Source organism: Sphingomonas sp. STIS6.2 (assembly GCF_000732685.2).
GTDB classification, from domain to species: Bacteria; Pseudomonadota; Alphaproteobacteria; order Sphingomonadales; family Sphingomonadaceae; genus Sphingomonas; species Sphingomonas aerolata.
The window spans coordinates 677,895-700,581 of the sequence record NZ_JPDP02000159.1 but is presented as its reverse complement, the minus strand read 5'-3'; the positions used below and the strand labels follow the sequence as shown (position 1 = coordinate 700,581).

20 protein-coding genes are annotated in these 22,687 nt (G+C 66.9%); 8 read left to right on the top strand and 12 right to left on the bottom strand.

Annotation, left to right across the window (positions count from 1 at the left end; genetic code table 11):
• Nucleotides 1–125 precede the first annotated feature (125 nt).
• Nucleotides 126–536, top strand: a complete 411-nt coding sequence (locus sphst_RS17945) for a hypothetical protein (protein WP_031440380.1) — start codon at nt 126–128, stop codon at nt 534–536.
• Between the two features lie 88 nt (nt 537–624).
• On the opposite strand, the gene sphst_RS17940 is transcribed toward sphst_RS17945, so the two are convergent.
• Nucleotides 625–2,130, bottom strand: a complete 1,506-nt coding sequence (locus sphst_RS17940) for an anthranilate synthase component I family protein (RefSeq protein ID WP_107045917.1) — start codon at nt 2,128–2,130, stop codon at nt 625–627.
• Nucleotides 2,114–4,057 carry a peptidylprolyl isomerase gene (locus sphst_RS17935; protein WP_031393580.1) on the bottom strand — a complete coding sequence of 648 codons (1,944 nt, stop codon included), beginning with the start codon at nt 4,055–4,057 and terminating at the stop codon, nt 2,114–2,116. The genes sphst_RS17940 and sphst_RS17935 overlap by 17 nt, the downstream gene beginning before the upstream one ends.
• A gap of 118 nt (nt 4,058–4,175) precedes the next feature.
• Between sphst_RS17935 and tpiA the strand changes: the two genes are divergently transcribed.
• On the top strand, nt 4,176–4,931 hold the full coding sequence (gene tpiA / locus sphst_RS17930; RefSeq protein ID WP_107045916.1) for a triose-phosphate isomerase: 756 nt from the start codon (nt 4,176–4,178) through the stop codon (nt 4,929–4,931).
• Nucleotides 4,932–4,985: 54 nt separating this feature from the next.
• On the opposite strand, the gene sphst_RS17925 is transcribed toward tpiA, so the two are convergent.
• Nucleotides 4,986–6,374, bottom strand: coding sequence for a leucyl aminopeptidase family protein (locus sphst_RS17925; RefSeq protein ID WP_031393578.1), 1,389 nt, complete (start codon nt 6,372–6,374; stop codon nt 4,986–4,988).
• A 10-nt stretch (nt 6,375–6,384) separates the two neighbouring features.
• Nucleotides 6,385–7,779, bottom strand: coding sequence for a serine hydrolase domain-containing protein (locus sphst_RS17920; protein WP_031393577.1), 1,395 nt, complete (start codon nt 7,777–7,779; stop codon nt 6,385–6,387).
• A 161-nt stretch (nt 7,780–7,940) separates the two neighbouring features.
• Here sphst_RS17920 and sphst_RS17915 point away from each other — a divergent pair, with 161 nt between their 5' ends.
• Nucleotides 7,941–8,087 (top strand): lmo0937 family membrane protein, encoded by a 147-nt coding sequence (locus sphst_RS17915; protein WP_107045915.1) that lies wholly within the window; start codon nt 7,941–7,943, stop codon nt 8,085–8,087.
• A gap of 78 nt (nt 8,088–8,165) precedes the next feature.
• Here sphst_RS17915 and rimO read toward each other — a convergent pair whose 3' ends face one another.
• A complete protein-coding gene (gene rimO, locus sphst_RS17910) occupies nt 8,166–9,494 on the bottom strand; it encodes a 30S ribosomal protein S12 methylthiotransferase RimO (RefSeq protein ID WP_031393576.1) in 1,329 nt (442 codons plus the stop codon).
• A 96-nt stretch (nt 9,495–9,590) separates the two neighbouring features.
• Here rimO and sphst_RS17905 point away from each other — a divergent pair, with 96 nt between their 5' ends.
• Entirely contained in the window at nt 9,591–10,688 is a 1,098-nt protein-coding gene (locus sphst_RS17905) for an anhydro-N-acetylmuramic acid kinase (protein ID WP_031393575.1), read from the top strand.
• Between the two features lie 57 nt (nt 10,689–10,745).
• Here sphst_RS17905 and sphst_RS17900 read toward each other — a convergent pair whose 3' ends face one another.
• The 5 genes from sphst_RS17900 to sphst_RS17880 form a co-directional block, all read right to left on the bottom strand.
• Entirely contained in the window at nt 10,746–11,054 is a 309-nt protein-coding gene (locus sphst_RS17900; protein WP_056676217.1) for a hypothetical protein, read from the bottom strand.
• 83 nt (nt 11,055–11,137) lie between these two features.
• Nucleotides 11,138–12,316: a vWA domain-containing protein gene (locus sphst_RS17895; protein ID WP_031394953.1), complete on the bottom strand. Its 1,179-nt coding sequence runs from the start codon at nt 12,314–12,316 to the stop codon at nt 11,138–11,140.
• A gap of 64 nt (nt 12,317–12,380) precedes the next feature.
• Nucleotides 12,381–12,926, bottom strand: a complete 546-nt coding sequence (locus sphst_RS17890) for a CHAP domain-containing protein (RefSeq protein WP_031394952.1) — start codon at nt 12,924–12,926, stop codon at nt 12,381–12,383.
• A gap of 73 nt (nt 12,927–12,999) precedes the next feature.
• Nucleotides 13,000–14,403 carry a hypothetical protein gene (locus sphst_RS17885; RefSeq protein WP_107045914.1) on the bottom strand — a complete coding sequence of 468 codons (1,404 nt, stop codon included), beginning with the start codon at nt 14,401–14,403 and terminating at the stop codon, nt 13,000–13,002.
• Between the two features lie 128 nt (nt 14,404–14,531).
• Entirely contained in the window at nt 14,532–15,386 is an 855-nt protein-coding gene (locus tag sphst_RS17880; protein WP_031394950.1) for an AAA family ATPase, read from the bottom strand.
• 171 nt (nt 15,387–15,557) lie between these two features.
• On the opposite strand from sphst_RS17880, the gene bla reads away from it, so the two are divergent.
• A complete protein-coding gene (gene bla, locus sphst_RS17875; RefSeq protein WP_107045913.1) occupies nt 15,558–16,424 on the top strand; it encodes a class A beta-lactamase in 867 nt (288 codons plus the stop codon).
• Between the two features lie 18 nt (nt 16,425–16,442).
• Here bla and sphst_RS17870 read toward each other — a convergent pair whose 3' ends face one another.
• Nucleotides 16,443–17,111: a DUF6975 family protein gene (locus sphst_RS17870; RefSeq protein WP_107045912.1), complete on the bottom strand. Its 669-nt coding sequence runs from the start codon at nt 17,109–17,111 to the stop codon at nt 16,443–16,445.
• A gap of 401 nt (nt 17,112–17,512) precedes the next feature.
• Between sphst_RS17870 and sphst_RS17865 the strand changes: the two genes are divergently transcribed.
• Both sphst_RS17865 and sphst_RS17860 read left to right on the top strand, forming a co-directional pair.
• Nucleotides 17,513–19,717: a S9 family peptidase gene (locus tag sphst_RS17865; protein WP_051916417.1), complete on the top strand. Its 2,205-nt coding sequence runs from the start codon at nt 17,513–17,515 to the stop codon at nt 19,715–19,717.
• A 98-nt stretch (nt 19,718–19,815) separates the two neighbouring features.
• A complete protein-coding gene (locus sphst_RS17860) occupies nt 19,816–20,844 on the top strand; it encodes an aspartate-semialdehyde dehydrogenase (RefSeq protein WP_031394463.1) in 1,029 nt (342 codons plus the stop codon).
• 185 nt (nt 20,845–21,029) lie between these two features.
• Here the strand turns inward: sphst_RS17860 and sphst_RS17855 are convergent, their stop codons facing one another.
• Nucleotides 21,030–21,671, bottom strand: coding sequence for a YitT family protein (locus sphst_RS17855; protein ID WP_031394464.1), 642 nt, complete (start codon nt 21,669–21,671; stop codon nt 21,030–21,032).
• Nucleotides 21,672–21,885: 214 nt separating this feature from the next.
• Between sphst_RS17855 and sphst_RS17850 the strand changes: the two genes are divergently transcribed.
• Nucleotides 21,886–22,647 carry an alpha/beta fold hydrolase gene (locus sphst_RS17850; RefSeq protein WP_031394465.1) on the top strand — a complete coding sequence of 254 codons (762 nt, stop codon included), beginning with the start codon at nt 21,886–21,888 and terminating at the stop codon, nt 22,645–22,647.
• Nucleotides 22,648–22,687: the final 40 nt, after the last annotated feature.

Genomic DNA, 22,687 nt, shown 5'->3' with positions numbered 1-22,687 from the left:
CGCATCGGCGGCCGCTGCACACGATGCCCGTGATAATCGCTGATGGGCTACGCGCGGGGCATGCTATTCAGCACGGAGCAACCTGCGGCGGCAGACGTTGTCTGTCTGCAAGGAGTTTTCCACCAATGTTCCGTCTCACCGTCCTCGCCGCGCTGATCGCGCTTCCCGCCCTCGCTTCGGCGCAGGAGCAGACGGCCGAACAAGGCCAGCCCCCGCAGCGCATCCGCAGCGTCACGCTGGGGGCTGGGCAGAAGTGCCCGACATCGACCAATGGCGAGATCGTCGTTTGCTCGACACTCGACCAACCCTATCGTATCCCCAAGGAACTGCGCGATACCGCACCGATCGCCGCGCAGAACCAGAGCTGGGTCAACCGGGCTGCGACGGTCGACCAGGTCGGCCGCGTCGCGGGCGGGCTACCGGACACCTGTTCGCCGGTCGGTACGGGTGGACAGTCGGGATGCGCGCTCGCACGGGCCCGCGCCTATTCGGCCGAGCGTCGTGCGCAGGCTGCGGGGCAGGCGATCGATCCCTGACGCCACAGCGAGCACCATCGGGATCCTAGGCCGCGGTCGTCACCTGACGCCCGCGGCCTTTTACTGTGTTTGTCGAACGATGGCGGGATTACTGCCCGTAGGACGTCCCGCCGGCGCGCGCGACCGCTTCGCGGGCGGCGGCGAGGATCGCCCCGGCCTTGGCCTCGCATTCGCGCTGTTCGGACACGGGATCGCTGTCCGCGACGATTCCCGCCCCGGCCTGTGCATGGATCATCCCGTCCTTCACGACGGCGGTCCGCAACACGATGCACGAGTCCATCGATCCGTCGGGGGAGAAATAGCCGACGCCGCCGGCATAGGCGCCACGTCGTTCGGGTTCGAGTTCGGCAATGATCTGGCACGCCCGGACCTTGGGGGCGCCGCTGACCGTGCCGGCGGGGAAGCCCGCGAACAGCGCATCGAGCGCATCGCTGCCGGGCGCGAGCGACCCGACGACGTTCGAGACGATGTGCATGACGTGGCTGTAGAATTCGACGCCATAGCTTGCCGTGACGCGGACCGAGCCCGGCGCCGATGCCCGCCCGACATCGTTGCGGCCGAGGTCGAGCAGCATCAGATGCTCGGCGCGTTCCTTCGGATCGGCGAGCAGGCTGGTCCGGTTCGCCTCGTCCTCCGCAGCACTGCGGCCACGCGGACGGGTCCCCGCGATCGGGCGGATCGTCACCTCGTCGTCGCGGACGCGGACGAGGATCTCGGGTGAGGATCCGATCAGCGCGAAGCCGGGCAGATCGAGGTGATAGAGGAAGGGCGACGGATTGATCCGCCGCAGCGAGCGATAGAGCTCGAACGGCGGGAGCGTGAACGGCGTGCTGAAACGCTGGGCAAGGACGACCTGGAAGATGTCCCCGGCCACGATATAGTCCTTCGCGCGCGCGACCATCGCGCCGTAGCGATCCGGCGACAGCGCCGACGTGTAGGACGGCTCGGGTGAAACTGCCCGGACCGGCGCCGGCACCGGCGTGGTCATGAGCTTCGCGGCGACGGCGTCGAGTCGCTCCTCGGCACGCGCGACGATCGTGTCGGGATCCATGGCTGGATCCGGCCAGGCGGGGGCGACCAGAAACAGCGCGTCGGCGAGCCGGTCGAAGACGAGAACCACCGAAGGACGCACGAAGATCATGTCGGGCAGACCGAGCGGGTCGCTGTCGGGTTGCGGCAGGGTCTCGACCAGACCGACCGTCTCATAGCCGAAATAACCGACCAGACTGGCAAGCGCGCGCGGCAATTCTGCCGGGACGTCGCTGCGGCATTCGGCGACCAGAGCGCGCAGGGCGTCGAGCGTCGGCAGCGCACAGGGCTCGAACGCCTCGCGATCGGTCGACCAGTGACGGTTGATCTCGGCCCGATGACCCGCGGCACGGAACAGCAGGTCGGGCGCGAGGCCGATCAGACTGTGCCGTCCGCGTGTTGCGCCGCCTTCGACCGATTCGAGCAGGAAGTCGCCACGCCCCGGCTCGATGAGCTTGAGGGCGGCGGCGACCGGCGTCTCCGTGTCGGCGACCTGCCGCCGCCAGACGAGGGCGGGGCGTCCGGCGGCAAGCGCCGCGCGTGCGAGCTCAGTTATTGGAACCACCCTGTGCCAGCAGTTCGGCCCGGACGCGGGCGACGGCCTTCGGATCGGTCTTCACGCCGACCTGCGCGCGGACGGCCTTGACGAACTGGTCGACATATTCGCGGCCGACGCTGCGCGCGATCGAACCGCGAGCGGCCTGGATCGCCGCCTGGTTGCCGGTCGCGTTGCCGCGATCGATCTTGTCGAGCTTGACCACGAACCAGCCATCGGGGCCGGCGATCGTCTTGGCAGTACCCTGCGCCATGCTGAACATCAGGCGTAGCACGGGTGGGGTGTTTTCGGGGTTCTGCATGATCTGCGCGCGCGACGCCGTGACGGGGCGCGCGGGTGGGACTGGGAAGCCCGACTGCCCCAGCGCCTGTTGCAGCGGCATGCCCTTGTTGATCCGGGCCAGTGCGGCATTGGCATATTTGCGGGCGGCCTGGCCGGCGCGGTCGGCCATCAGGTCGCGCATCACGGCAGGACGGACCTGTGCGAGCGGACGGGGTGCGGCGCGAACGACGCGGCCGAGCGCGACGACCGCGAAGCTGCCGTCCGACCCGGTCTGGACCATCTGCGGCGCATCGCCCTCGGCGGCCTGGAACGCGGCACTGACGATCGGCGCTAGAGCGGCGTCGGGCTGGGTGGCGGGCGCGTCGGGGTTGGTGCCGTTGGCGACGAGGCCGGGCGTGGTGATCGCGGTCAGCTTGCGGTCCGCGATGATCTCGTCGAACGTCGCATTGTCCGACAGGCCGTCGTCGATCGCGTCATGGATCTTGCCGAGCGCTGCCTGCGCCTTTTGCGCGCTGAGTGCTGTGGCAATCTCGCCGCGTGCCTGGTCGAGAGTCTTGGCAGGGACGTTCTGGATCGAATCGATGCGAGCGATCGTCCAGCCGAGCGGCGTACGGACGGGGCCGACGACCGCGGCATTCGCTGCCGCGAACACGGCATCCGCGACCTGCGGGCTGGTCGTGCCGGCATAGGCGGTCTTCTCGACACCCGTCTGCGTCGATGCTTCGAGACCGGCGGCGCGGGCGGCATCGGCGATCGCGGTTCCGGCCTTCACCTTGGCAGCAATCGCGGCTGCACCCGCCTGATCGGCGACGACGACCTGCGTGATCGTGCGCTTCTCCGTCGGGGCGTAGCGGGCACGATCCTGCTGATATTGCGCGGCGATTTCGGCGTCGGTCGGGACGGCCTGCGCCTTCACCTGCGCCGCGTCGACGACGGCGTAGCGGATGACGCGGCGTTCGGGGATCGTGTAGCGCGCGACGTTGCGACGATAGAAGGCGTTCAGTTCGGCGTCGGTCGGCGCAGGGCCGGCGGGCACCGCGGCGGTCGGGATGAAGCCCACCAGACCGCTGCGCTTCTCGAGCAGGAGCGAGGCGAAGGGGAGGGCGAGCTGGCTCGGGACCTGCGACGCGCCGCGCGTCGGCAGGATCAGCTGCTGCGCATAGGTGTCGCGGACGATGTCGGCGCGAATCTGCGCGTCGGTCAGCTTCCGTTCGACCAGCACGCGCTGATACAGGGACGGATCAAACTTGCCGGTCGGGCCCTGCAGCGCGGGGATGCTGGCAATCTGCCCGTCGACCGCGCGCTTGCTGACGACCATGCCCTGCTGCCGGCCGAACTGCTCGAGTGCGAGGCTCGCCGTGATGCGGTCGAGCGTGCCGTCGAAGCCGCCCTGCTGGACATAGCTCGCCATGTCGAGCGTCGGCTGCTGCTGGCGGAAACCTTCCATCTCGGTCTGGACACGCGTGCGAAGCTCGTTCGCCGTCACGTCCGCCTTGCCGACCGTGGCGACGTCGTCCGCAGCGATGCCGCTTGTTCCGCCGCCCAACCCCGTCATGTCACCCGCCGCGAAGGCGAGTGCGATGACGCCGAGGAGGCCGAAGGTGATGATCACGCCGAACCTCGACTGGGTGAGGCGGCGGAAGAAACTGAGCATGAATGGCCGATCGACAGGGACTGAGTTCCTTCCGCTTTACGGTGCGCATCGGCGCGCTTCAAGCTTGTGCCGTTCGGTGTCGGCGCTATCCGGGACCGATGATGATCGGGAGAGTGCGATGCGGCGCAAGTTGGTAGCGGGAAACTGGAAGATGAACGGGTCGCGCGCGGCGCTGGCCGAACTCGACGCGATTGCGGCGGCGGCGGCGGCAGCGCCGGACGTCGATGTGGAAATTGCCGTGCCCTTCACGCTGATCGCCGCAGCGGCTGATCGCGCGCCGGCGCTCGCGATCGGTGCCGAGGATGTGCATGAGGCCGATTCGGGCGCGCATACGGGTTGCGTGTCGGCGGGGATGGTGAAGGAAGCGGGTGCGCGCTTCACGATCGTCGGTCATTCCGAACGCCGCGCGGACCAGCACGAAACCAGCCACGACGCCTGGGCGAAGGCGGCGGCGGCGCGGCGGCAGGGACTGCGCGTCATCCTGTGCTGCGGCGAGACCGAGGCTGAACGCGATGCCGATCGAGCCGAGCGCGTCGTGCAGGCGCAGATCGAGAAGTCGGTGCCCGACAATGCGGACGGGAGCTGGTTCACGCTGGCCTATGAGCCGCGCTGGGCGATCGGTACCGGGCGTACGCCGACCCTCGACGAGATCGCCGCGATCCATGCGATCGCGCGGGCGAAGCTGCGGATGCTGATCGGCGATGCGGCCGCGGGGGTGCGGATCCTCTATGGCGGGTCGGTGACGGGCAGCAATGCCGCGGCGATCCTAACGACCGCGAATGTCGACGGCGCGCTGGTCGGTGGCGCCAGCCTGACTGCGGACAAGTTCGTCCCGATCATCGAGGCCGCGGCGGGCATCGATAGCGTCGGCTGATCCGCCGGTAGCGCGGCACGCCCTATCTTCGGGCGTGCCGCGTCAGGCCTTTGGTCAGGGGGTGCCGTACCGCGTGCTCAGCATCGCGAAGGCGGCGCGCAGGGCATAGGCCTCGCCCCCCTTGGGGCGGCCGGGCTTCGCAGTCGGGCGCCACGCGAACACGTCGAGATGCGCCCAGGCGATGCCGGGCGGCACGAAGCGGCGCAGGAACAGTGCCGCGGTGATCGCGCCGGCAAAACCGCCATCGGGGGCGTTGACGAGATCGGCGATGTCCGACTTGAGCATGTCGTCATACCCGTTCCACAACGGCATCCGCCAGAGCGGGTCGGCCTGTGCGTGGCTGGCGGCGATCAGTTCCGCCGCGAGCGCTTCGTCGTCGGTGAACAGCGGCGGCAGATCGGGGCCGAGCGCGACTCGCGCGGCGCCCGTCAGCGTGGCGAAGTCGAGGATCAGCGCGGGCCGGTGCTCTACCGCACGCGTCAGCGCGTCGCCGAGCACCAGCCGCCCCTCGGCATCGGTATTGGTATTCTCGACCGTCATGCCCTGTCGCGTGTCGAGCACGTCGCCCGGGCGGAAGGCATTGCCGGCAATCGCGTTCTCGACCGCGGGAATGAGCAGGTGGAGTCGGACGGGGAGCTTCGCCCCCATCACCAGCCCGGCCAGTGCGAGTGTGTGCGCAGCGCCGCCCATGTCCTTCTTCATCAGCCGCATGCCCGCCGACGGCTTGATGTCGAGGCCGCCCGAGTCGAAGCAGACGCCCTTGCCGACCAGCGCGAGGCGCGGGTGCGTGGGGTCGCCCCATTCGAGCTCGATCAGCCGGGGCGCGCGTGCCTCCGACGCCGCCTGGCCGACCGCGTGGATCATCGGATAGCCGCTGGCGAGCGCGTCGCCGCGCGTCGTCGTCACGGTCGCGCCATGCCGTGCGGCGAGCGTCTCTACCGCCGCCTCGAGCTCGCCAGGGCCGAGATCCGATGCGCCGGTGTTGACGAGGTCGCGGACCATTGCGGTCGCCTCGGCAAGACGGATCGTCGGCTCGATCGATGCGACCTCGCTCGTCAGCAACACGCGTGCGGGCTTGCCGGCGGGTTTGCGATAGCGATCGAACTGATGCTGTGCGAGCATCCAGCCAAGGCCAGCACCCCCGACGTCACCCTGCGCGAGGCGGTAAGTGCCCGCGGGGAGTGAGGCACCGAGCGAGGCGATCCGCCACGGCGACGACATCGCCTCGTCACAGACGAGCAGCATCGACCATGTATCGGGGGCGTCGCCGGGCAGCACGGCGCGGTCGCCGGGCTTGCCGGTCAGGCCATGCGCCGCGACCGCGGTGCGGATGCGCGGCGGCTGAGCACCGAGCCAGCTCGCAAACTCCTCCGGACGGACGACGTGGATCGGCGTGGCGGGCTGGCCGCGGTCGGGCTGAAGCAGGGAAGCGAAATCGGTCATTGCGTGCCAGTTACTGAGAGGGAGCCACGAGGAATTGTTCGTACCGGCCGTTCGTGCCGGGTTCGGCATAGGTGCTGAGCGACAGCGTGCGGTCGGGATAGGTGATGCGATAGGTGCGGTTGACAAAGCCGCCGCGCAAGCGGGCGCGGCCGGTTTGCGCAAAACCAGTCGGTTCGCCGAGCGCGCCGAGGCTCGACTTATAGTCCGCGAGCGCCACCGGCTTGAAATAGAAATTGGCGTCCTCGGTCAGGCGGCTGCGGTCGAGCGTGCCGGTGCGGAGCTGATCGTAGACTGCGCGTGCCCTGGGCAGGGCGGCGGTATCCTCTGCGTTCGGGGCGGGGGGTGGCAGGACGATCTTCGCGATGCCGCTCGAGATGCGGCCGACCGCATCGCTGAACCAGCTGTTGGTCAGCACGACGATCGCCGCCTGATCGTCGGGATACACGATGTTCTCGGACAGGAAGCCGACCGCCTCGCCGCTATGCTCGACATAGCGGCGGCCGTTGGCGGTGCCGGTCGAGACGCCGAGGCCATAGCCATTGGTCGATCCGTCGACGAGCCTGACCGGGGTCTCCTGCGCCGCCCAGTCGTCCGCGGGCAGCGTGGTGCGGGTAAGCCGTGCGACGTCCCATTTGGCGAGGTCCCGCGCACTCATCGACAGCTCGCCCGCGGCGTAGAGCCAGCCGGGCGCGCTCGGGGTCTCGGGACGGACGGGCCCGAGCGCGAAACGGCCATAGCCTTGCGGGAATGCCTTGCCGATCGCCATGTCCTGATCGAGCGCGCGAATGTCGAGCGGCTTGAAGATGCGCTGCTGCAGGAAGTCGAGCAGCGGTTGGTTCGCGACCTTCTCGACGATCAGGCCCGCGACGACATAGCCCGTGTTGGAATATTGCCACTGTGTGCCCGGCTCGAAATCGAGCGGCTTCTTCCCCCAGCGATCGATGATCTGCTGCGGCGTGACGGGGGTGGCCATTGCCGCAAAGCTGTAATCCTGCGGCCAATAGTCCTGCAGGCCCGAGGTGTGGCTAAGCAACTGGCGGATCGTGATGCGGTCGCCGCCGGTGACGCCGGGGACATATTTCGCGACCGTATCGTCGAGGCTCAGCCGGCCCTCGTCCTCGAGCAGGAGGATGGCGGCGGCGGTGAATTGCTTCGAGATCGACGCGATCTGATAGGGCAGCGCCGGATCCGCGCGCGCGATCGTTTCCGACGGCTTGCCATAGGCCTTGGCGAACACGATCTGCCCGCCGCGCACGATCGCGATCGATGCGGAGGGAACGCCCGTATCGCGGAGCGAACCGGCGACCAGCGTATCGATCTGCGCGCGTTCCGCAGGCGTGAGCGACTGGGCGATGGCTGGGAGAGGAAGCGCGAGCGCGGCGAGCGTGAACAGGCGAAACAGCATGGCGACATCGAAGCAGAAGGCGGGTGTCGGCGCAACGTCGCAACTTAATGTCGAGCTAGCTGAGGAGCTTAACCCATATCAGGTTAAACGGCGGAACACGCTCGAGTGCGGGGACGTTTCAGCGGCATCGATCACGTCATCACAACAGATTGGGAACTGCCATGCTCTGGACCATCGCCGTCATCTTGCTCGTCCTCTGGCTTGCCGGTTTCGCCTTTCACGTCGCGGGCGGGTTGATCCACATCCTGCTGGTGATCGCGGTGATCGTGGTGCTCGTGAAGCTGTTCACCGGTCGCAACGTCGTCTGAACGTGTGAGCCCCAAGGTGCAGGCGTTTTCGCGTGCACCTTGGGGTAGTACCGTTGCGTCAAGACCGACGCAGGCGCGTCAGACCGGCACGCCGTACAGATCATGGTCGTCGGCATCTTCGATCGTCACGGGTACGATGTCGCCAACCGTTAGGTGACCCGCGTCGCGCAGGAAGACCTCGCCGTCGATCTCGGGCGCATCCGCCTGTGAGCGACCCGTCGCCCCCTCGTCGTCGACCACGTCGATGATCACGTCGAGCGTCCGGCCGATCTTGGCCTGCAACTTCGCTGCCGAGATCGCCGCAGTCTTTTCCATGATCCGGGCGTAGCGCTCTTCCTTGAGCTCCTCGGGCACGTGGTCCGGCAGCAGGTTGGCGACCGCGCCCTCGACCGGTTCGAACCGGAACGCGCCGACGCGGTCGAGCTGCGCCTCGTCGAGCCAGTCGAGCAGATACTGGAAATCCTCCTCGGTCTCGCCGGGGAAGCCGACGACGAAGGTCGAGCGGATCGTGATGTCGGGCGCGATCTCACGCCATTTGTGAATGCGCTGGAGCACCTTGGCGTCGTTGCCTGGGCGCTTCATCCGGCGCAGCACCGCTGGCGCGGCATGCTGGAACGGAATGTCGAGATAGGGCAGCACCAAGCCCTCCGCCATCAACGGGATGACGTGGTCGACGTGCGGATAGGGGTAAACGTAATGCAGCCGCACCCACGGCGCGATCTTGCCGAGTTCGCGCGCGAGATCGGTCATGTGCGCACGAACCTCGCCGCCACCCTTCAACGGCCAGACCGAGTGGCGCAGGTCGACGCCATAGGCCGACGTGTCCTGGCTGATGACCAGCATCTCCTTCGTACCCGCGGCGACCAGTTTTTCGGCTTCGCGCAGGATCGCGTCGGGACGACGGCTGACGAGATCGCCGCGCAGGCTCGGGATGATGCAGAAGGAGCAGCGATGGTTGCAGCCCTCGGAGATCTTCAGATAGCTGTAGTGGCGCGGCGTCAGCTTGAGCCCGGCATCCGGAATCAGGTTAAGGAATGCGGAGGGCGGCATCGGAGCGGCTTCGTGGACCGCGCCGACGACCTGCTCATATTCATGCGCACCGGTGATCGCGAGCACCTGCGGGAAGCGCGCGCGGATCGCCTCGGCTTCCTTGCCCATGCAGCCGGTGACGATGACACGGCCGTTCTCGGCGATGGCTTCGCCGATCGCCTCGAGGCTTTCCTCCTTCGCCGAATCGAGAAAGCCGCAGGTATTGACGAGGACAACGTCGGCACCGGCATAGTCGGGCGACATCTGATAGCCGTCACCGCGCAGCTGCGTGAGAATCCGCTCGCTGTCGACGAGGTTCTTCGGACAGCCGAGCGAGACCATGCCGATCTTGGGCGGAGTGGGGAGTATGGTTGCCATGGGAGCCGCGCACATAGGCGCAAAGTTCGGTTTTTTCTAGGCGGTCGAGATACGATCCGTCATGGCCGGGTTTGAGGACAGGCAAGGGGACCCAAAATGCTGGCGATTGGATTGATGTCGGGGACGTCGCTCGACGGGATCGACGCCGCACTGATCGAGACCGATGGCGAGGCGATGGTCCGCCCCATCGCGTTCCGTGGGGAGCCCTATTCGGATGCGGCGCGCGCGGAATTGTCCGACGCGACACGTATGGCGCTGACGTTCGATCGGCCGCGTGCAAGTCCGCCAATCGTCGCGGCGGGCGATCTCATCACGCGTACGCATGTCTTCGCGGTACACAAGCTGCTGGCGGATGCCGGTGTCGCCGCAGCGGAAGTAGACGTGATCGGGTTTCACGGGCAGACGATCGCGCATCGGCCCGATCGCGGCTGGACCTGGCAGATTGGCGACGGCGCGGCGATGGCGCGCGCGACGGGGATCACGACGGTGTCCGACTTCCGGTCGGCCGATGTGGCGGCGGGTGGGCAGGGCGCGCCATTGCTTCCGGTCTATCATGCGGCGCTGGCGTCCACGCTCGACGGGCCGGTCGCGGTGCTGAACCTGGGCGGGGTCGGCAACATCACCTTCATTCCAGGCGCGACAAATGGCAACGACTCGCTGGTCGCGTTCGATACGGGGCCGGCGAACGGCCTGATCGACAGCTGGGTCGAGGCGGAGACGGGTGCGCGCTACGACAAGGGGGGCGCGCTGGCGGCGGCGGGGCGCGTCGACGAGACGGTGCTGACGGCGATGCTCGATCACCCGTTCTTCGATGCACCGCCGCCCAAGTCGCTCGATCGCAATGACTTCACGATCCAGCCGGCACGCGGGCTGTCGGCGGCGGATGGCGCGGCAACGCTGACCGCATTCACCGCGGAGACGGTCGCGGACGCGGTCCGGCATCTGCCTGCGCGACCCAAGCGGCTGCTGGTCGCGGGCGGTGGACGTCATAATCCGACGATGTTGGACATGATCGCCGCGGCGACCGGGCTGCGGGTTGAGGCGACTGACGCGCTCGGGTGGAACGGCGATGCGCTGGAGGCGGAAGGGTTCGCCTATATGGCGGTGCGGACGCTCCGGGGGCTACCAATCAGTTTTCCGGGGACGACGGGGGTGCCGGCGGCGATGATGGGCGGGATCGTTCACCCGGCCTGAGCCCGCCAAGATACAAAAGACTATGGCCCACCGTTGCCGGCGGGCCACACATTTCCCTCAGTGAGCCTTTTTCGGCTTGCCGGGCTTCTTGGGCGCGGGCTTTGGCGGGGTCTTCTTTTCCGGTGCGTCCTTTGCGCGGAGCGCAGGTGCGGCAATCGCGGCGGCAATGCCGGCGACCAGCGTGGCGCCGACCGCGATCGCGGTCTTCGGGTGCGACTTCACCGCGTCAGTGGCGGTGGCGATGCCGGCCTTTGCCGCGTCCGTCGCATCGTCCATCCAGTCGCCCTTCGCGGCGGGAGCCGGCGCGGCGTCGTCGTCATGCTTGACCTTGGCATGCGGCATGGCAGAATTCGGGATCGACGACATAAGCTATTCCTCGCACAGGGATGATGCACGCTAAACCGACCGGGTCCATGACGGTTCCGTTACGGGATCGCGCAGGCGGCGCGTTAGCGCTTGCGGGTAAGCTCACGCATCGCGTCGTCGAGACCGGCGAGTGTCAGCGGGTACATGCGGTCGGTCATCAGTTCGCGCATGATGCGGACCGATTGCGAATAGCCCCATTGCGCCTCGGGCACGGGGTTGAGCCATGCCGCAGACGGATAGGTAGTCGTCAGGCGCTGCATCCAGACCGCGCCCGGCTCCTCGTTGAAATGCTCGACCGAGCCGCCGGGGTGGGTGATCTCGTACGGGCTCATCGATGCGTCACCGACCAGCACGAGTTTGTAATCATGGCCGAACTTGTGGAGCACGTCCCACAAAGGCGTACGCTCGGCGAAGCGGCGCGTGTTGTCCTTCCACACGCCCTCGTAGGGGCAATTGTGGAAATAATAGAATTCGAGGTTCTTGAACTCGGTGGTCGCGGCCGAGAAGAGTTCCTCGCAAAGCTTGACGAAGGGATCCATCGATCCTCCGACGTCGAGGAACAGCAGCATCTTGATCGCATTGCGGCGTTCGGCGCGCATGACGATGTCGAGATAGCCCTGGCGCGCGGTGCCGGCGATCGTGCCGTCGATGTCGAGTTCGTCCGCGGCGCCGTCGCGTGCGAACCGGCGCAGGCGTCGCAGCGCGATCTTGATGTTTCGCGTGCCGAGTTCGCGGGTGTTGTCGAGATTGCGGAACTCACGCTGGTCCCAGACCTTCAGCGCGCGCTTGTGCCGGCTCTCGCCGCCGATGCGCACGCCTTCGGGGTTGTAGCCGCCATTGCCGTAGGGGGAGGTGCCGCCGGTACCGACCCATTTGTTGCCGCCCTGATGGCGTCCCTGCTGTTCCTCGAGCCGCTTCTTGAGCGTCTCCATGATCTCGTCCCACGAGCCCAGCGACTGGATCGCGGCCATCTCGTCCGGGGTGAGGAATTTCTCGGCGACCGCCTTCAGCCAATCCTCGGGGATGTCGGTCGGCGTCGTGCCATAGCTCGTGGCGAGGCCGCGGAAGACCTTGGCGAAGACCTGGTCGAAGCGGTCGAGCATCCCCTCGTCCTTCACATAGACCGCGCGGGAGAGGTAGTAGAATTCCTCGGGCGTCCGCTCGATCACCTCGGCGTCGAGCGCCTCGAGCAGGAGCAGATGCTCCTTGAGGCTGGCCGGGATGCCCGCGCTACGCAGCTCGTCGAGAAAATTGAGAAACATCGCCCTATCCTGCCTCTCCAGCCCCGCGAAGTCGAGGGGCGAGTCGAGGATCGGGTATGCGCGGTCAGCTGCCCGGGACGTATGCGTCGATCAGCGCGCCGACATAATCGGGATTGCGACTGGTCAGTTCGGCCGCGGGTCGCGCATCGCCGTGGATGAAGCCGTAGACCGGGTAGATCCCGCCGCCGAGGCCGTCGACATCCTTGTACCAGACCTTGACGCGGCTCCAGTCATTGGCTGGCGAGACGTCGAACAGCGTGACGTCCTGTTCGGCATGACCGCGTTCGCCGTTCTGGCGCGACCAATTGGCATGGGTCAGCATCACGACGCGCTTCTCGACGACGCGGCTGATGACCGCGACATGCCCCATCGGCAGGCGGGCCGTCTTCGCAAAAACGATGACCGAGCCCGTCTTCGGTCGGTGCGTCCGCTCGTAACGGCCATCGGCCTGACGCCACCAGGTCCAGGCATCGCCATAGATCTCGATCCCCGAGGCCGCTCGCGCAAACGGAACGCACTGGCCGACATAGTCGAGCAGCGATGCCTGTGCAGCGGACCCCGCGCCGATCGTGAGGACAGCGGAGAGAAGGGCGCGACTGAAGCGATTCATCCCGTGATCCTAAAGGCCGTCCCATGACCGCCATGTTGCCGCCTGTGGTTAATGGCATGACGATGCGCCAGCCTCAATATGGATTAGACGACAAGGCGTTGCGCGCGCGCGGTAGTCCGTAAAGCGCCCAGTCGGTTCCCGACAGCATCCCCCGGCGGCGCATGGTCCGAAGCGTATAGGCGCGTCCGCAGCGTCGCGTCGTGGCCGCCGCCGCGCCGCCGCCGTCGAGATCGACGAAGACGAATTGCACAGGTCGGCAGTCGCCTGTCAGAACGAGCGGATAACGCGCCGTCGCGGCGGCGACCCGAAGCGGGGCAACGGGCTGGAGGTGATCGACATGAACGCGCGCGCCGCCCGGTGCTTCGATGCGGACGCCGGCGATGGCGGCATCGATATCGCCGCGTCGTCGCTTAATGTCCTGCGCGATGTCGTGGACCATGCCGATCGCGAGGAGGGTGAGGGCGAGCGCGGCCAACATCCTTGACCGGGGGCCTTTCGTCAGCGCGGTGGCGATCAGGTCAGTCAGGAGCAACAGGACCGCGACGCTGGATAGCAGGAAGTAGCGCGGCATTCCTGTGTTGGCGATGTGAAGCGTGGCGAGGGCGATCGGCAGTCCTGCAATGGCGAGCATTGCCAGCCACGCCATGGGGCGTCGATGCGCGACGGCGACCATTGCGGCGACGCATAGTGTGAGCGCGAGCACCGGGATCCACCAACGTGACAAGGCGGATGCGCCGAGCGTCGTCGCCAGCATGACCTGCAGCGCGCTGGCCAGGCTCGCGAACGAGAAGGGCACATAGTCGCCGACCTGCATGCCGCCGGGGCTTGCGGCGGCGGCACCGAAGACCAGCGTGAAGACCAGAATGACCGCAACGACGCTCGGCAGCATCAGTCGCGCGGTCATCGCGGCGGCCGTCGCTGTGGCAACCCGCTGGCGCAGCGTCAGCGCGACCCAGCCGGCGATCGCAATCACGAAGAACAGCATCGTCAACTGCGACAGGAGTCCGAGAATGGTCAGCAGCGCGAGCAGCCCCGGCGCATGGCGGGGCGCAGGGGCGGGGCTGTCGAGCCAGCGCGCGGTAACCAGGATCGCGCCCAGCGCGCACAGCAGCATCGGCGCATAGCCGCGCGCTTCGCTGCCATAATTGACCAGGATCGGCGACAGCGCGAACAGCGCCGCGCCGACCAGCGCATGCGCCGTGGAGCGCCGCGCACCGATCGCAGCGACGACCAGCACGGAGGCGACGCCGGTTGCGATCGACAGCGCGCGCAGGGCCAGCGGCGGCGCGGCATAGCCGACCGCCTGCATCCACAGGCTGTTCAGATGGTGGTTGTTGTCGTGGTTGATCGAGGTGAACACGGCCCAGGGTGTGTCCGCCCTCGCCACCAGCACCGCAGACCACGCCTCGTCGACCCACAGCCCGCCATGGGCCGATACGATCCGGACCCAGACCGCGACGCTCAGGATCGCAAGCAACGCGTATGCCGCGGGGAGGGACAGGTGGTGACGCACCCCCGGAGCATTAGCGCGCAACTGATTAAAGCCGCGTTTTCAGCGTCGCTCGAGCCGACCGTCCCGCCCGCTACTGCCTCGCCGTCGCGCCGCTATCCCTGGTTCTTCTGCCGCTTTGCCATGAAGGCGAGGCGTTCGAAGAGCATCACGTCCTGTTCGTTCTTGAGCAGTGCGCCGTGCAGCGGCGGAATCGCCTTGGTCGGATCGCGGTTCTGCAGCGTCTCGAGCGGCATGTCCTCGTGCAGCAGCAGCTTCAGCCAGTCGAGCAGCTCGGAGGTCGAGGGCTTTTTCTTGAGCCCGGGGACGTCGCGGACGTCGTAGAACAGGTCCATCGCGCGCGAGACGAGCATGCGCTGGATCCCGGGGAAATGGACGTCGACGATCGCCTGCATCGTGTCGCGATCGGGAAACTTGATATAGTGGAAGAAGCAGCGGCGCAGGAACGCGTCGGGCAGTTCCTTCTCGTTGTTGCTGGTGATGATGACGATCGGGCGCTCGACCGCGCGGACGGTTTCCTTGGTCTCGTAGACGTGGAATTCCATCCGATCGAGTTCCTGCAACAGGTCGTTGGGGAATTCGATATCGGCCTTGTCGATCTCGTCGATCAGCAGGACGGGCGGTGCCGGCTGGGTGAACGCCTCCCAGAGCTTGCCCTTGCGAATGTAGTTGCCGATGTCGTGGACGCGCTCGTCGCCGAGCTGGCCGTCGCGCAGGCGGGCGACAGCGTCATATTCGTACAGCCCCTGCTGCGCCTTGGTCGTCGACTTGATGTTCCATTCGATCAGCGGCGCGCCGAGCGCCTTGGCGATCTCATAGGCGAGCACGGTCTTGCCGGTGCCGGGCTCACCCTTGATCAGCAGCGGGCGGCGTAACGTCACCGCGGCGTTGACCGCGACCTTGAGGTCGTCGGTCGCGACATAGCTCTGCGTGCCTTCGAAGCGCTTCATGCCCATTCCCGTCAGAATCGAATTCCCGGTACGGATAGAAGCTGTTGGGTATCCGACGCAACCCGGACGATGACGGCAGCGCCAGCGATCGGGGTTCGTGGCAGGGCCCGGACGGTGTACGGAACGATCGCGCGGCGAAACGGCGCGGCTGGAGGAGGCATCACCATCATCATGCTGAACAGGCGGGCCGTCCTGTCAGGCGTTTCCGCAACGCTCGTCACGCGTCCGGCCTTCGCACGCAGCGAGGCTCCTCCGCCTGGCGTCGCCGACTATGAGACCGCGAGCGGCGGCCATGTCGGGCTCTACGCGCGCAACCTGATGACGGGGAGGGCGATCGCTTGGCGTGCCGATGAGCGGTTCGTCATGTGCAGCACGTTCAAGGCCTCGCTTGCCGCGTGCGTGCTCAACCGGGTCGATCGCGGCCGGGCCCGGCTTGCGGACAGGATCGCGCTATCGCCCGCAGACCTGCAGGACTGGCACGCACCCGTCGCCAGGCAAAATCTGGCGCGGGGCGAGATGTCGCTTGGCGAGATGTGCCAAGCGGCGGTCGAGCAGAGCGACAATAGCTGCGCCAACATCTTGTCGCAGCGGATCGGCGGTCCTGCGGCGCTCACCGGCTATTGGCGGGGTCTCGGCGACGATGTCAGCCGGCTCGACGATATCGAGCCGTTCCTGAACCGTACGCCGCCGGGTGGGTTGCGCAACACGACGACGCCGAGGGCGATGGCGGCGACGATCGGACGGCTGACGCGTGGTCCGGTATTGTCGCCCTCGTCACGCGCGCTGCTCATGCTGTGGCTCCGGCAATGCCGGACCGGCGCCGCGCGGTTGCGGGCCGGTCTGCCGCAGGGGTGGGTGATCGGCAACAAGACGGGGAACAACGGCAGGGACGCGGCCGGCGACGTGGGGGTGTTGTGGCGCGATCCCGACACGCCGATTATCATCAGCGTCTACACGCGCGGCGGCACGCCGACCGAGGCGCAGTTCAAGACGTTGTTTTCAAAGGTTGCCCGGGGAGTTGCTACGACACTGGCCTAGGCTGCGTGTGCAATCCGGTCAGAGATCGCCGCGCGCGCTGGCGCGGGCTTCGAGCAGCGACCAGAGGCCGCGATGCTGGGCGTAGAGCTGCTGCGCGCCGAAGGTGATGGCACGCCGCGCACCGGGCGTCGCACCCAGCGTTGCCAGCGCCTTGGCGCTGACCTCCGGGGGCGGGAGCGCGCGCGGCGGCGCGACGATGCCGAACCGGGTCGCGGCAAGGTCGAGCACATCGCGCGTCACCGCCCAGTCGTGGAGCAGCGCGGCCACCGCCCCCGTCGCGCAACCGGCGCGCTCCGAACCGGACAGGATCTCCAGTGCGTTGCGCACGCCAGCTAGGGCGGCCTCGGTCGCCGCCTGACCCGGTGTCGAGGGCAACGGCCCCACGGCCGCGGTCAGCTGGGCGAGATAGCCGCGTTCGATCGCGAACCCGGTCGCTGCGGTTTCGAGCCAGGGCAGCGATGCGAGCTGTGCGCCGCGCAGCAAGGCGTCGTCGATCATCCCTGGGTGCCGTCCATAGACGTCACAGAACGCGTGCACCGCATCTGACAGGTTGCGCTGGGCTGGGGCGGATTGAATCAGCCGCGTCGCGTGAGGGTGCGCGGCGGCACCGTCGACGGCGCCAAGGCGCGCGACGACGTCCCAGGCGCCGGGCCGTGTTTCGTCAATGGATGCCGTTGTCGAAGCCATTAGTCCCCGGTCATGTCTGGGATGCCCGCGCGCCATATGCGTGCGGACGTCCGGCCACAGGTCCTTGCATGCGACCTGTAAAGACGGCGTGCACATGACGTTAACCGGCTGCTAACCATCCGCCGGCGGGTCCGGTCGGCCTGGGCTTGACGGCTTGGCCGCGGGCGAGCGCATCACGCGGGGTTTACGGCTTTACGGGGGCGGGACGCGCCGCGATAACGCGCGCGGCACCGGCGCCGCGCTGGAGCCCGTCCATCGGAGACTATAGGATGCGTACATGGTTGCTTGGGCTTGCACTTGCTTCGGTCGGAACCGCCGCGATGGCTGCTGACGGCGCGTCCGCGCAAACGGCTGGCGGAGCCGACGGCGTTGCCACGCCGAGCGATCCGGCAGCGGCTCCCATGGCAGCTGTAGCCCCGGCCGGCGATCTGACGCTGGCGCGGGTGTTCGGCAATCCCGACCTGTCGGGCCCGCAGCCGCGCGCGGTACGGCTGTCGCCCGACGGTGCGCTGTTGACCTCGCTGCGCAACCGGGCGGACGAGAAGGAGCGGTTCGACCTGTGGGCGGTCGATACCGCAACGGGCCAGGAGCGGATGCTCGTCGATTCGAAGAGCGTCGGCAGCGGCGCCGAGCTGAGCGAAGCCGAGAAGATGCAGCGCGAGCGCGCGCGGATCGCCGGGTCGAAGGGCATCGTCGCCTATGACTGGGCGCCCGATGGCAAGTCGATCCTCGTGCCGCTCGACGGTGACCTGTACATCGCGACGCTCGACGGCAAGGTCCGGCGGCTGACCGATACACCGGGTGGCCAGCTGAACCCCGTGATCAGCCCCAAGGGCGGGTTCGTGTCCTATGTCCGCGACCAGAATCTCGTCGTCCAGCCGCTGGCGGGTGGCGAGGCGCGCGCGGTCACCAAGGGCGGCGGCGGCACCGTCCATTTCGGCGAGGCGGAGTTCGTCGCGCAGGAGGAAATGGATCGCCGCACGGGCTATTGGTGGTCGCCCGACGAGCGCTATGTCGCGGTCGAGCGGTTCGACGAGGCGCCGGTGCGGATCTTTACGCGTGCCTCGATCGGCGCGACCGGGACCAAGGTCTATGATCAGCGCTATCCCGCCGCGGGCACGCCCAACGCGCTGGTCGACCTGTACGTGATGAAGCCCGACGGGTCGGGACAGGTGAAGGTCGATCTGGGCACCAACCCCGACATCTATCTCGCGCGGGTCGACTGGACGCCCGACGGGACGATGCTGCTCGTCCAGCGCCAGAGCCGCGACCAGAAGCTGCTCGAGATGCTGCGCGTCGATCCGGCAACGGGCAAGTCGACGATCCTGTTCACCGAGAAGTCGGGGGTGAAGAGCTGGCTGAACCTGTCGGACGCCTACCGCGTGCTGAAGGACGGCAGCCTGATCTGGCGGTCGGAGCGCAGCGGCTATGGCCATCTCTACCGGTTCGCGGCAGGCCGCTGGACGCAGCTGACCAAGGGCGATTGGGTCGTGACCGGGCTGGTCGGCGTCGACCAGGCCAAGGGGCGGTTGTTCTTCACGGGCAACAAGGACGACGTGCTGGAGCAGCAGCTCTATTCGGTCGATATCGCCAAGCCGAACGCGATCACCAAGCTGACCGAGAGCGGCTGGTGGAACAGCGCGTCGATGGACGGTGCCGGCACGCGGTTCATCGTCTCGCGCTCGAACCCGTCACAGCCGACCCAGGTCTATCTGGCGGATGCGACCGGCAAGCGGATTTCGTGGATCAACGAGAATGCGGTGAAGGAGGGGCATCCCTATCATCCCTATGCCGCCAGCCATCAGCAGACCAAGTTCGGCACGCTGAAGGCCAAGGACGGCACGACACTCTATTACGAGATGATCACCCCGCCGATCGAGCCGGGCAAGAAATATCCCGTCTTCTTCCAGCATTATGGCGGCCCGGGCACCGGCCAGCAGGTCACGCGCGGCTGGCAGGGGCCGCTGCCGCAATATCTGGTCGACCAGGGCTGGATCTTCTTCCAGATCGACAATCGCGGCTCCTACAACCGTGGCAAGAAGTTCGAGGACGCGATCTATCACGCGATGGGCACGGTCGAGGTCGAGGACCAGCTGGCCGGGGCGGAGTATCTGAAGACGCTGCCGTTCGTCGAGCCGAGCAAGATCGCGACCTATGGCTGGTCCTATGGCGGGTACATGTCGCTGAAGATGCTGGAGAAGACGCCGGGGGTCTATGCCGCTGCGGTGTCGGGCGCGCCGGTCACCGACTGGCAGCTCTACGACACGCATTATACCGAGCGGTATCTGGGCGATCCCAAGACCGATCCGGCGAGCTATGCGACGTCGGCCGCGGTCGAGGATGCGTCGCTGATCAAGGATCCGCTGCTGTTGATCCACGGCATGGCGGACGACAACGTGTTCCTCGACAATTCGACGAAGGTCGCGGCCAAGATGCAGGCGACTGCAACGCCGTTCGAGATGATGTTCTACCCGGGCTATACGCACCGCGTTGCGGGGGCGGGGATCAGCGAGCATGTCTGGGGGACGATCCTGAACTTCCTCGACCGGACGGTGAAGGACAAACCGGTTCCCAGCGAAGGGACGAGCTTGCCCACGACGAAATAAAGTTATCTGGCAGGGCGCGCCGGAGACGTATACGGACGCGCCCGGATGAAAATCAGCAATGTCGCGATCGTTTCGCGGCGGCATCAAGGGACGACATAATGGGTTATCGGATCGTGGTCGCAGGGGCGACCGGCAATGTCGGGCGCGAAATGCTCAACATCCTGGCGGAGCGTGAATTTCCGGCGGACGAGATCGCCTGCGTCGCATCGTCGCGCAGCCAGGGCGAGATGGTCGATTTCGGTGACACCGGCAAGCAGATCAAATGCCAGAATATCGAGAATTTCGACCCCACCGGCTGGGACATGGCGCTGTTCGCGATCGGGTCGGAGGCGACCGCGGTCTACGCGCCGAAGTTCGCCGCGGCGGGCTGCACCGTGATCGACAATTCGTCGCTGTACCGGATGGACCCGGACGTGCCGCTGATCGTGCCCGAAGTGAATGCGGACGCGATCGACGGCTACAAGGTCCGCAACATCATCGCCAACCCGAACTGCTCGACCGCGCAGATGGTCGTCGCGCTCAAGCCGCTGCATGACGCCGCCAAGATCACGCGCGTCGTCGTCGCGACCTATCAGTCGGTGTCGGGCGCGGGCAAGCAGGGCATGGACGAGCTGTTCGAGCAGAGCCGGAACATCTTCGTCGGCGATCCGGCCGAAGCCAAGAAGTTCACCAAGCAGATCGCGTTCAACGTGATCCCGCACATCGACAGCTTCCTCGACGACGGGTCGACCAAGGAAGAGTGGAAGATGGTGGTCGAGACCAAGAAGATCCTCGACCCGAAGATCAAGGTCACCGCGACCTGCGTCCGCGTGCCGGTGTTCGTCGGCCATTCGGAAGCGATCAACATCGAGTTCGAGAACGAAATCTCGGCCGAGGAGGCGCAGAACATCCTGCGCGAGGCGCCCGGGGTCATGCTGATCGATAAGCGCGAGGATGGCGGCTATATCACGCCGATCGAATGCGTCGGCGAGTTCGCGACCTTCATCAGCCGCGTGCGCGAGGATTCGACCGTCGAGAACGGGATCAACCTGTGGTGCGTGTCGGACAATCTGCGCAAGGGCGCGGCGCTGAACGCGGTGCAGATCGCCGAGCTCCTGGGTCGTCGGCATCTGAAGAAGGACGCGTAAGCGGGGGAGCGGGAGGGGCAGCCTCCTTCCGCTTATCCGACGTTGAGCGCGGGATGACGTATCGCGGGCGTCATCCTGCGTGGGCGGACACGGGCAAAGCCCGTGTCGTCGACCGGCGCTGAGTGCGCCGTCGGCCGATCTTGCCCTATGCGATCCTGCTTCGCTGGATCGTCTTATGGCTGCGATCAGTGCCCAATATACCGTCCCGGGCGGTGCCAGGCGATCAGGATCAGGCTGATCGCGGCCGCGCTTAGGACCGACCAGCCGAACTGACCCGCGCTGACGACAGGGATCGCGGCGGCTAGGATCACCACGTCGAGCGCGATCTGCGTGCGGCCCGCATTCCATCCCCGCGTACGCTGTAGCCACAGCGTCACGACCCCGGTGCCGCCGACCCCGGCCTGATGCCGTGCGAGGACGAGGATGCCAAGCCCGATCACCGTGCCGCCGACGATCGCGGCGAAGAACGGGTGCATCTGGTCGACGTGCATCGATCCGCCCGCGAAGGTCGAGAAGGCGGCAATCCCGGCATTCACCAGCATCGTCTTGATCGCGAAACGGCGGCCCATCGCGTAATGCGCGAACAGGAAGAAGGGCAGGTTGATCAGCGTGAACAGGACACCGGTCGGCAAGGGCACCAGATAGGACAAGAGCAGCGCGATCCCGGCGATGCCCCCGGTGACGAGCCCTGCCGCCTTCAGGAAGACCAGCCCGATCACCAGCAGGATGCAGCCGATGACGAGCGCGTAGAAATCTTCCGCAATACTGTGCGGGCGTCCCAGGGGAAGAGTGGCTGAGGGCAGGGTGGCGTCGGCAGATGGCGGCATTGCGGGTCCTTGGTCGGGCCCTTCGCGCATCCTCAATGGATCGTTCGACGCAATCCTTGTCCCTTAGCTAAAGGAGTTTGCGTGTCACACTACCCCTTTTTGTGATGGCGTCGTGCGTTGCGGGGTTTAGCGCCGGTCCCGGTGGCGGTTGACAGCACGGTGTCGTGTGTCGGACGGGGGCGACGACATCCTACGACTACAGGGATCTGGATCCGTGGCACATTCCCCGACCGAGACGCAGTATTTCGAGAGCTTCGACGGCACGCGGATCGCGTGGCGCGAGGTCGGCGAGGGGCGACCGGTGGTGTTGATCCACGGCTATTTCTCCGACGCGAAGACCAACTGGATCCGCTACGGCCATGCCGCCAAGATCGCGGCCAAGGGGCTCCGCGTGATCATGCCCGACCTGCGCGCGCACGGCGAGAGCGGCAAGCCGCATGGGCTGGAATTCTACCCCACGGATGCGCTGACGCTCGACGGCCATGCGCTGGTCGATCATCTCGGGCTGACCGATTATGATCTCGGCGGCTATTCGCTCGGCGCGCGGACGACGTCGCGGATGCTGGCGACGGGCGCGACCCCCAGGCGCGTGATATTCTCGGGGATGGGGCTCGCCGGGCTGACCGAGACGTCGCGGCGCGCGGGACATTTCCGCAATATCCTCACCAATCTGGGCAAGCATGTTCAGGGCACGCCGGAATGGCTGGCCGAGGCGTTTCTGAAGACCACGGGCGGCGATCCGGTCGCATTGCTCGGGATCCTCGAGACCTTTGCGGATACACCGATCGAGGCGGTAAAGGTGATCGAGCAGCCGGCGCTGGTGGTGTGCGGTGCGGAGGACGAGGATAACGGGTCGGCACCGGACCTCGCCGCGGTCCTGCCGCATGGCCGCTATGTCGCGACGCCGGGCGGGCATATGAGTGCGGTGGTGAAGCCCGAGCTTGGCCAGGCGATTGCGGACTTTCTTGCTGAATAGCGCCCGGTCATCCTGACGAACGTCAGGACCCGGAGCCAAG

Excerpts from the sequence above, each read along its gene's own strand:
- sphst_RS17945 (WP_031440380.1), top strand. The coding sequence starts at position 126 with ATGTTCCGTCTCACCGTCCTCGCCGCGCTGATCGCGCTTCCCGCCCTC.
- sphst_RS17935 (WP_031393580.1), bottom strand. The coding sequence starts at position 4,057 with ATGCTCAGTTTCTTCCGCCGCCTCACCCAGTCGAGGTTCGGCGTGATC.
- tpiA (WP_107045916.1), top strand. The coding sequence starts at position 4,176 with ATGCGGCGCAAGTTGGTAGCGGGAAACTGGAAGATGAACGGGTCGCGC.
- sphst_RS17925 (WP_031393578.1), bottom strand. The coding sequence starts at position 6,374 with ATGACCGATTTCGCTTCCCTGCTTCAGCCCGACCGCGGCCAGCCCGCC.
- sphst_RS17920 (WP_031393577.1), bottom strand. The coding sequence starts at position 7,779 with ATGCTGTTTCGCCTGTTCACGCTCGCCGCGCTCGCGCTTCCTCTCCCA.
- sphst_RS17915 (WP_107045915.1), top strand. The coding sequence starts at position 7,941 with ATGCTCTGGACCATCGCCGTCATCTTGCTCGTCCTCTGGCTTGCCGGT.
- rimO (WP_031393576.1), bottom strand. The coding sequence starts at position 9,494 with ATGGCAACCATACTCCCCACTCCGCCCAAGATCGGCATGGTCTCGCTC.
- sphst_RS17905 (WP_031393575.1), top strand. The coding sequence starts at position 9,591 with ATGCTGGCGATTGGATTGATGTCGGGGACGTCGCTCGACGGGATCGAC.
- sphst_RS17900 (WP_056676217.1), bottom strand. The coding sequence starts at position 11,054 with ATGTCGTCGATCCCGAATTCTGCCATGCCGCATGCCAAGGTCAAGCAT.
- sphst_RS17895 (WP_031394953.1), bottom strand. The coding sequence starts at position 12,316 with ATGTTTCTCAATTTTCTCGACGAGCTGCGTAGCGCGGGCATCCCGGCC.
- sphst_RS17890 (WP_031394952.1), bottom strand. The coding sequence starts at position 12,926 with ATGAATCGCTTCAGTCGCGCCCTTCTCTCCGCTGTCCTCACGATCGGC.
- sphst_RS17880 (WP_031394950.1), bottom strand. The coding sequence starts at position 15,386 with ATGAAGCGCTTCGAAGGCACGCAGAGCTATGTCGCGACCGACGACCTC.
- bla (WP_107045913.1), top strand. The coding sequence starts at position 15,558 with ATGCTGAACAGGCGGGCCGTCCTGTCAGGCGTTTCCGCAACGCTCGTC.
- sphst_RS17870 (WP_107045912.1), bottom strand. The coding sequence starts at position 17,111 with ATGGCTTCGACAACGGCATCCATTGACGAAACACGGCCCGGCGCCTGG.
- sphst_RS17865 (WP_051916417.1), top strand. The coding sequence starts at position 17,513 with ATGGCAGCTGTAGCCCCGGCCGGCGATCTGACGCTGGCGCGGGTGTTC.
- sphst_RS17860 (WP_031394463.1), top strand. The coding sequence starts at position 19,816 with ATGGGTTATCGGATCGTGGTCGCAGGGGCGACCGGCAATGTCGGGCGC.
- sphst_RS17855 (WP_031394464.1), bottom strand. The coding sequence starts at position 21,671 with ATGCCGCCATCTGCCGACGCCACCCTGCCCTCAGCCACTCTTCCCCTG.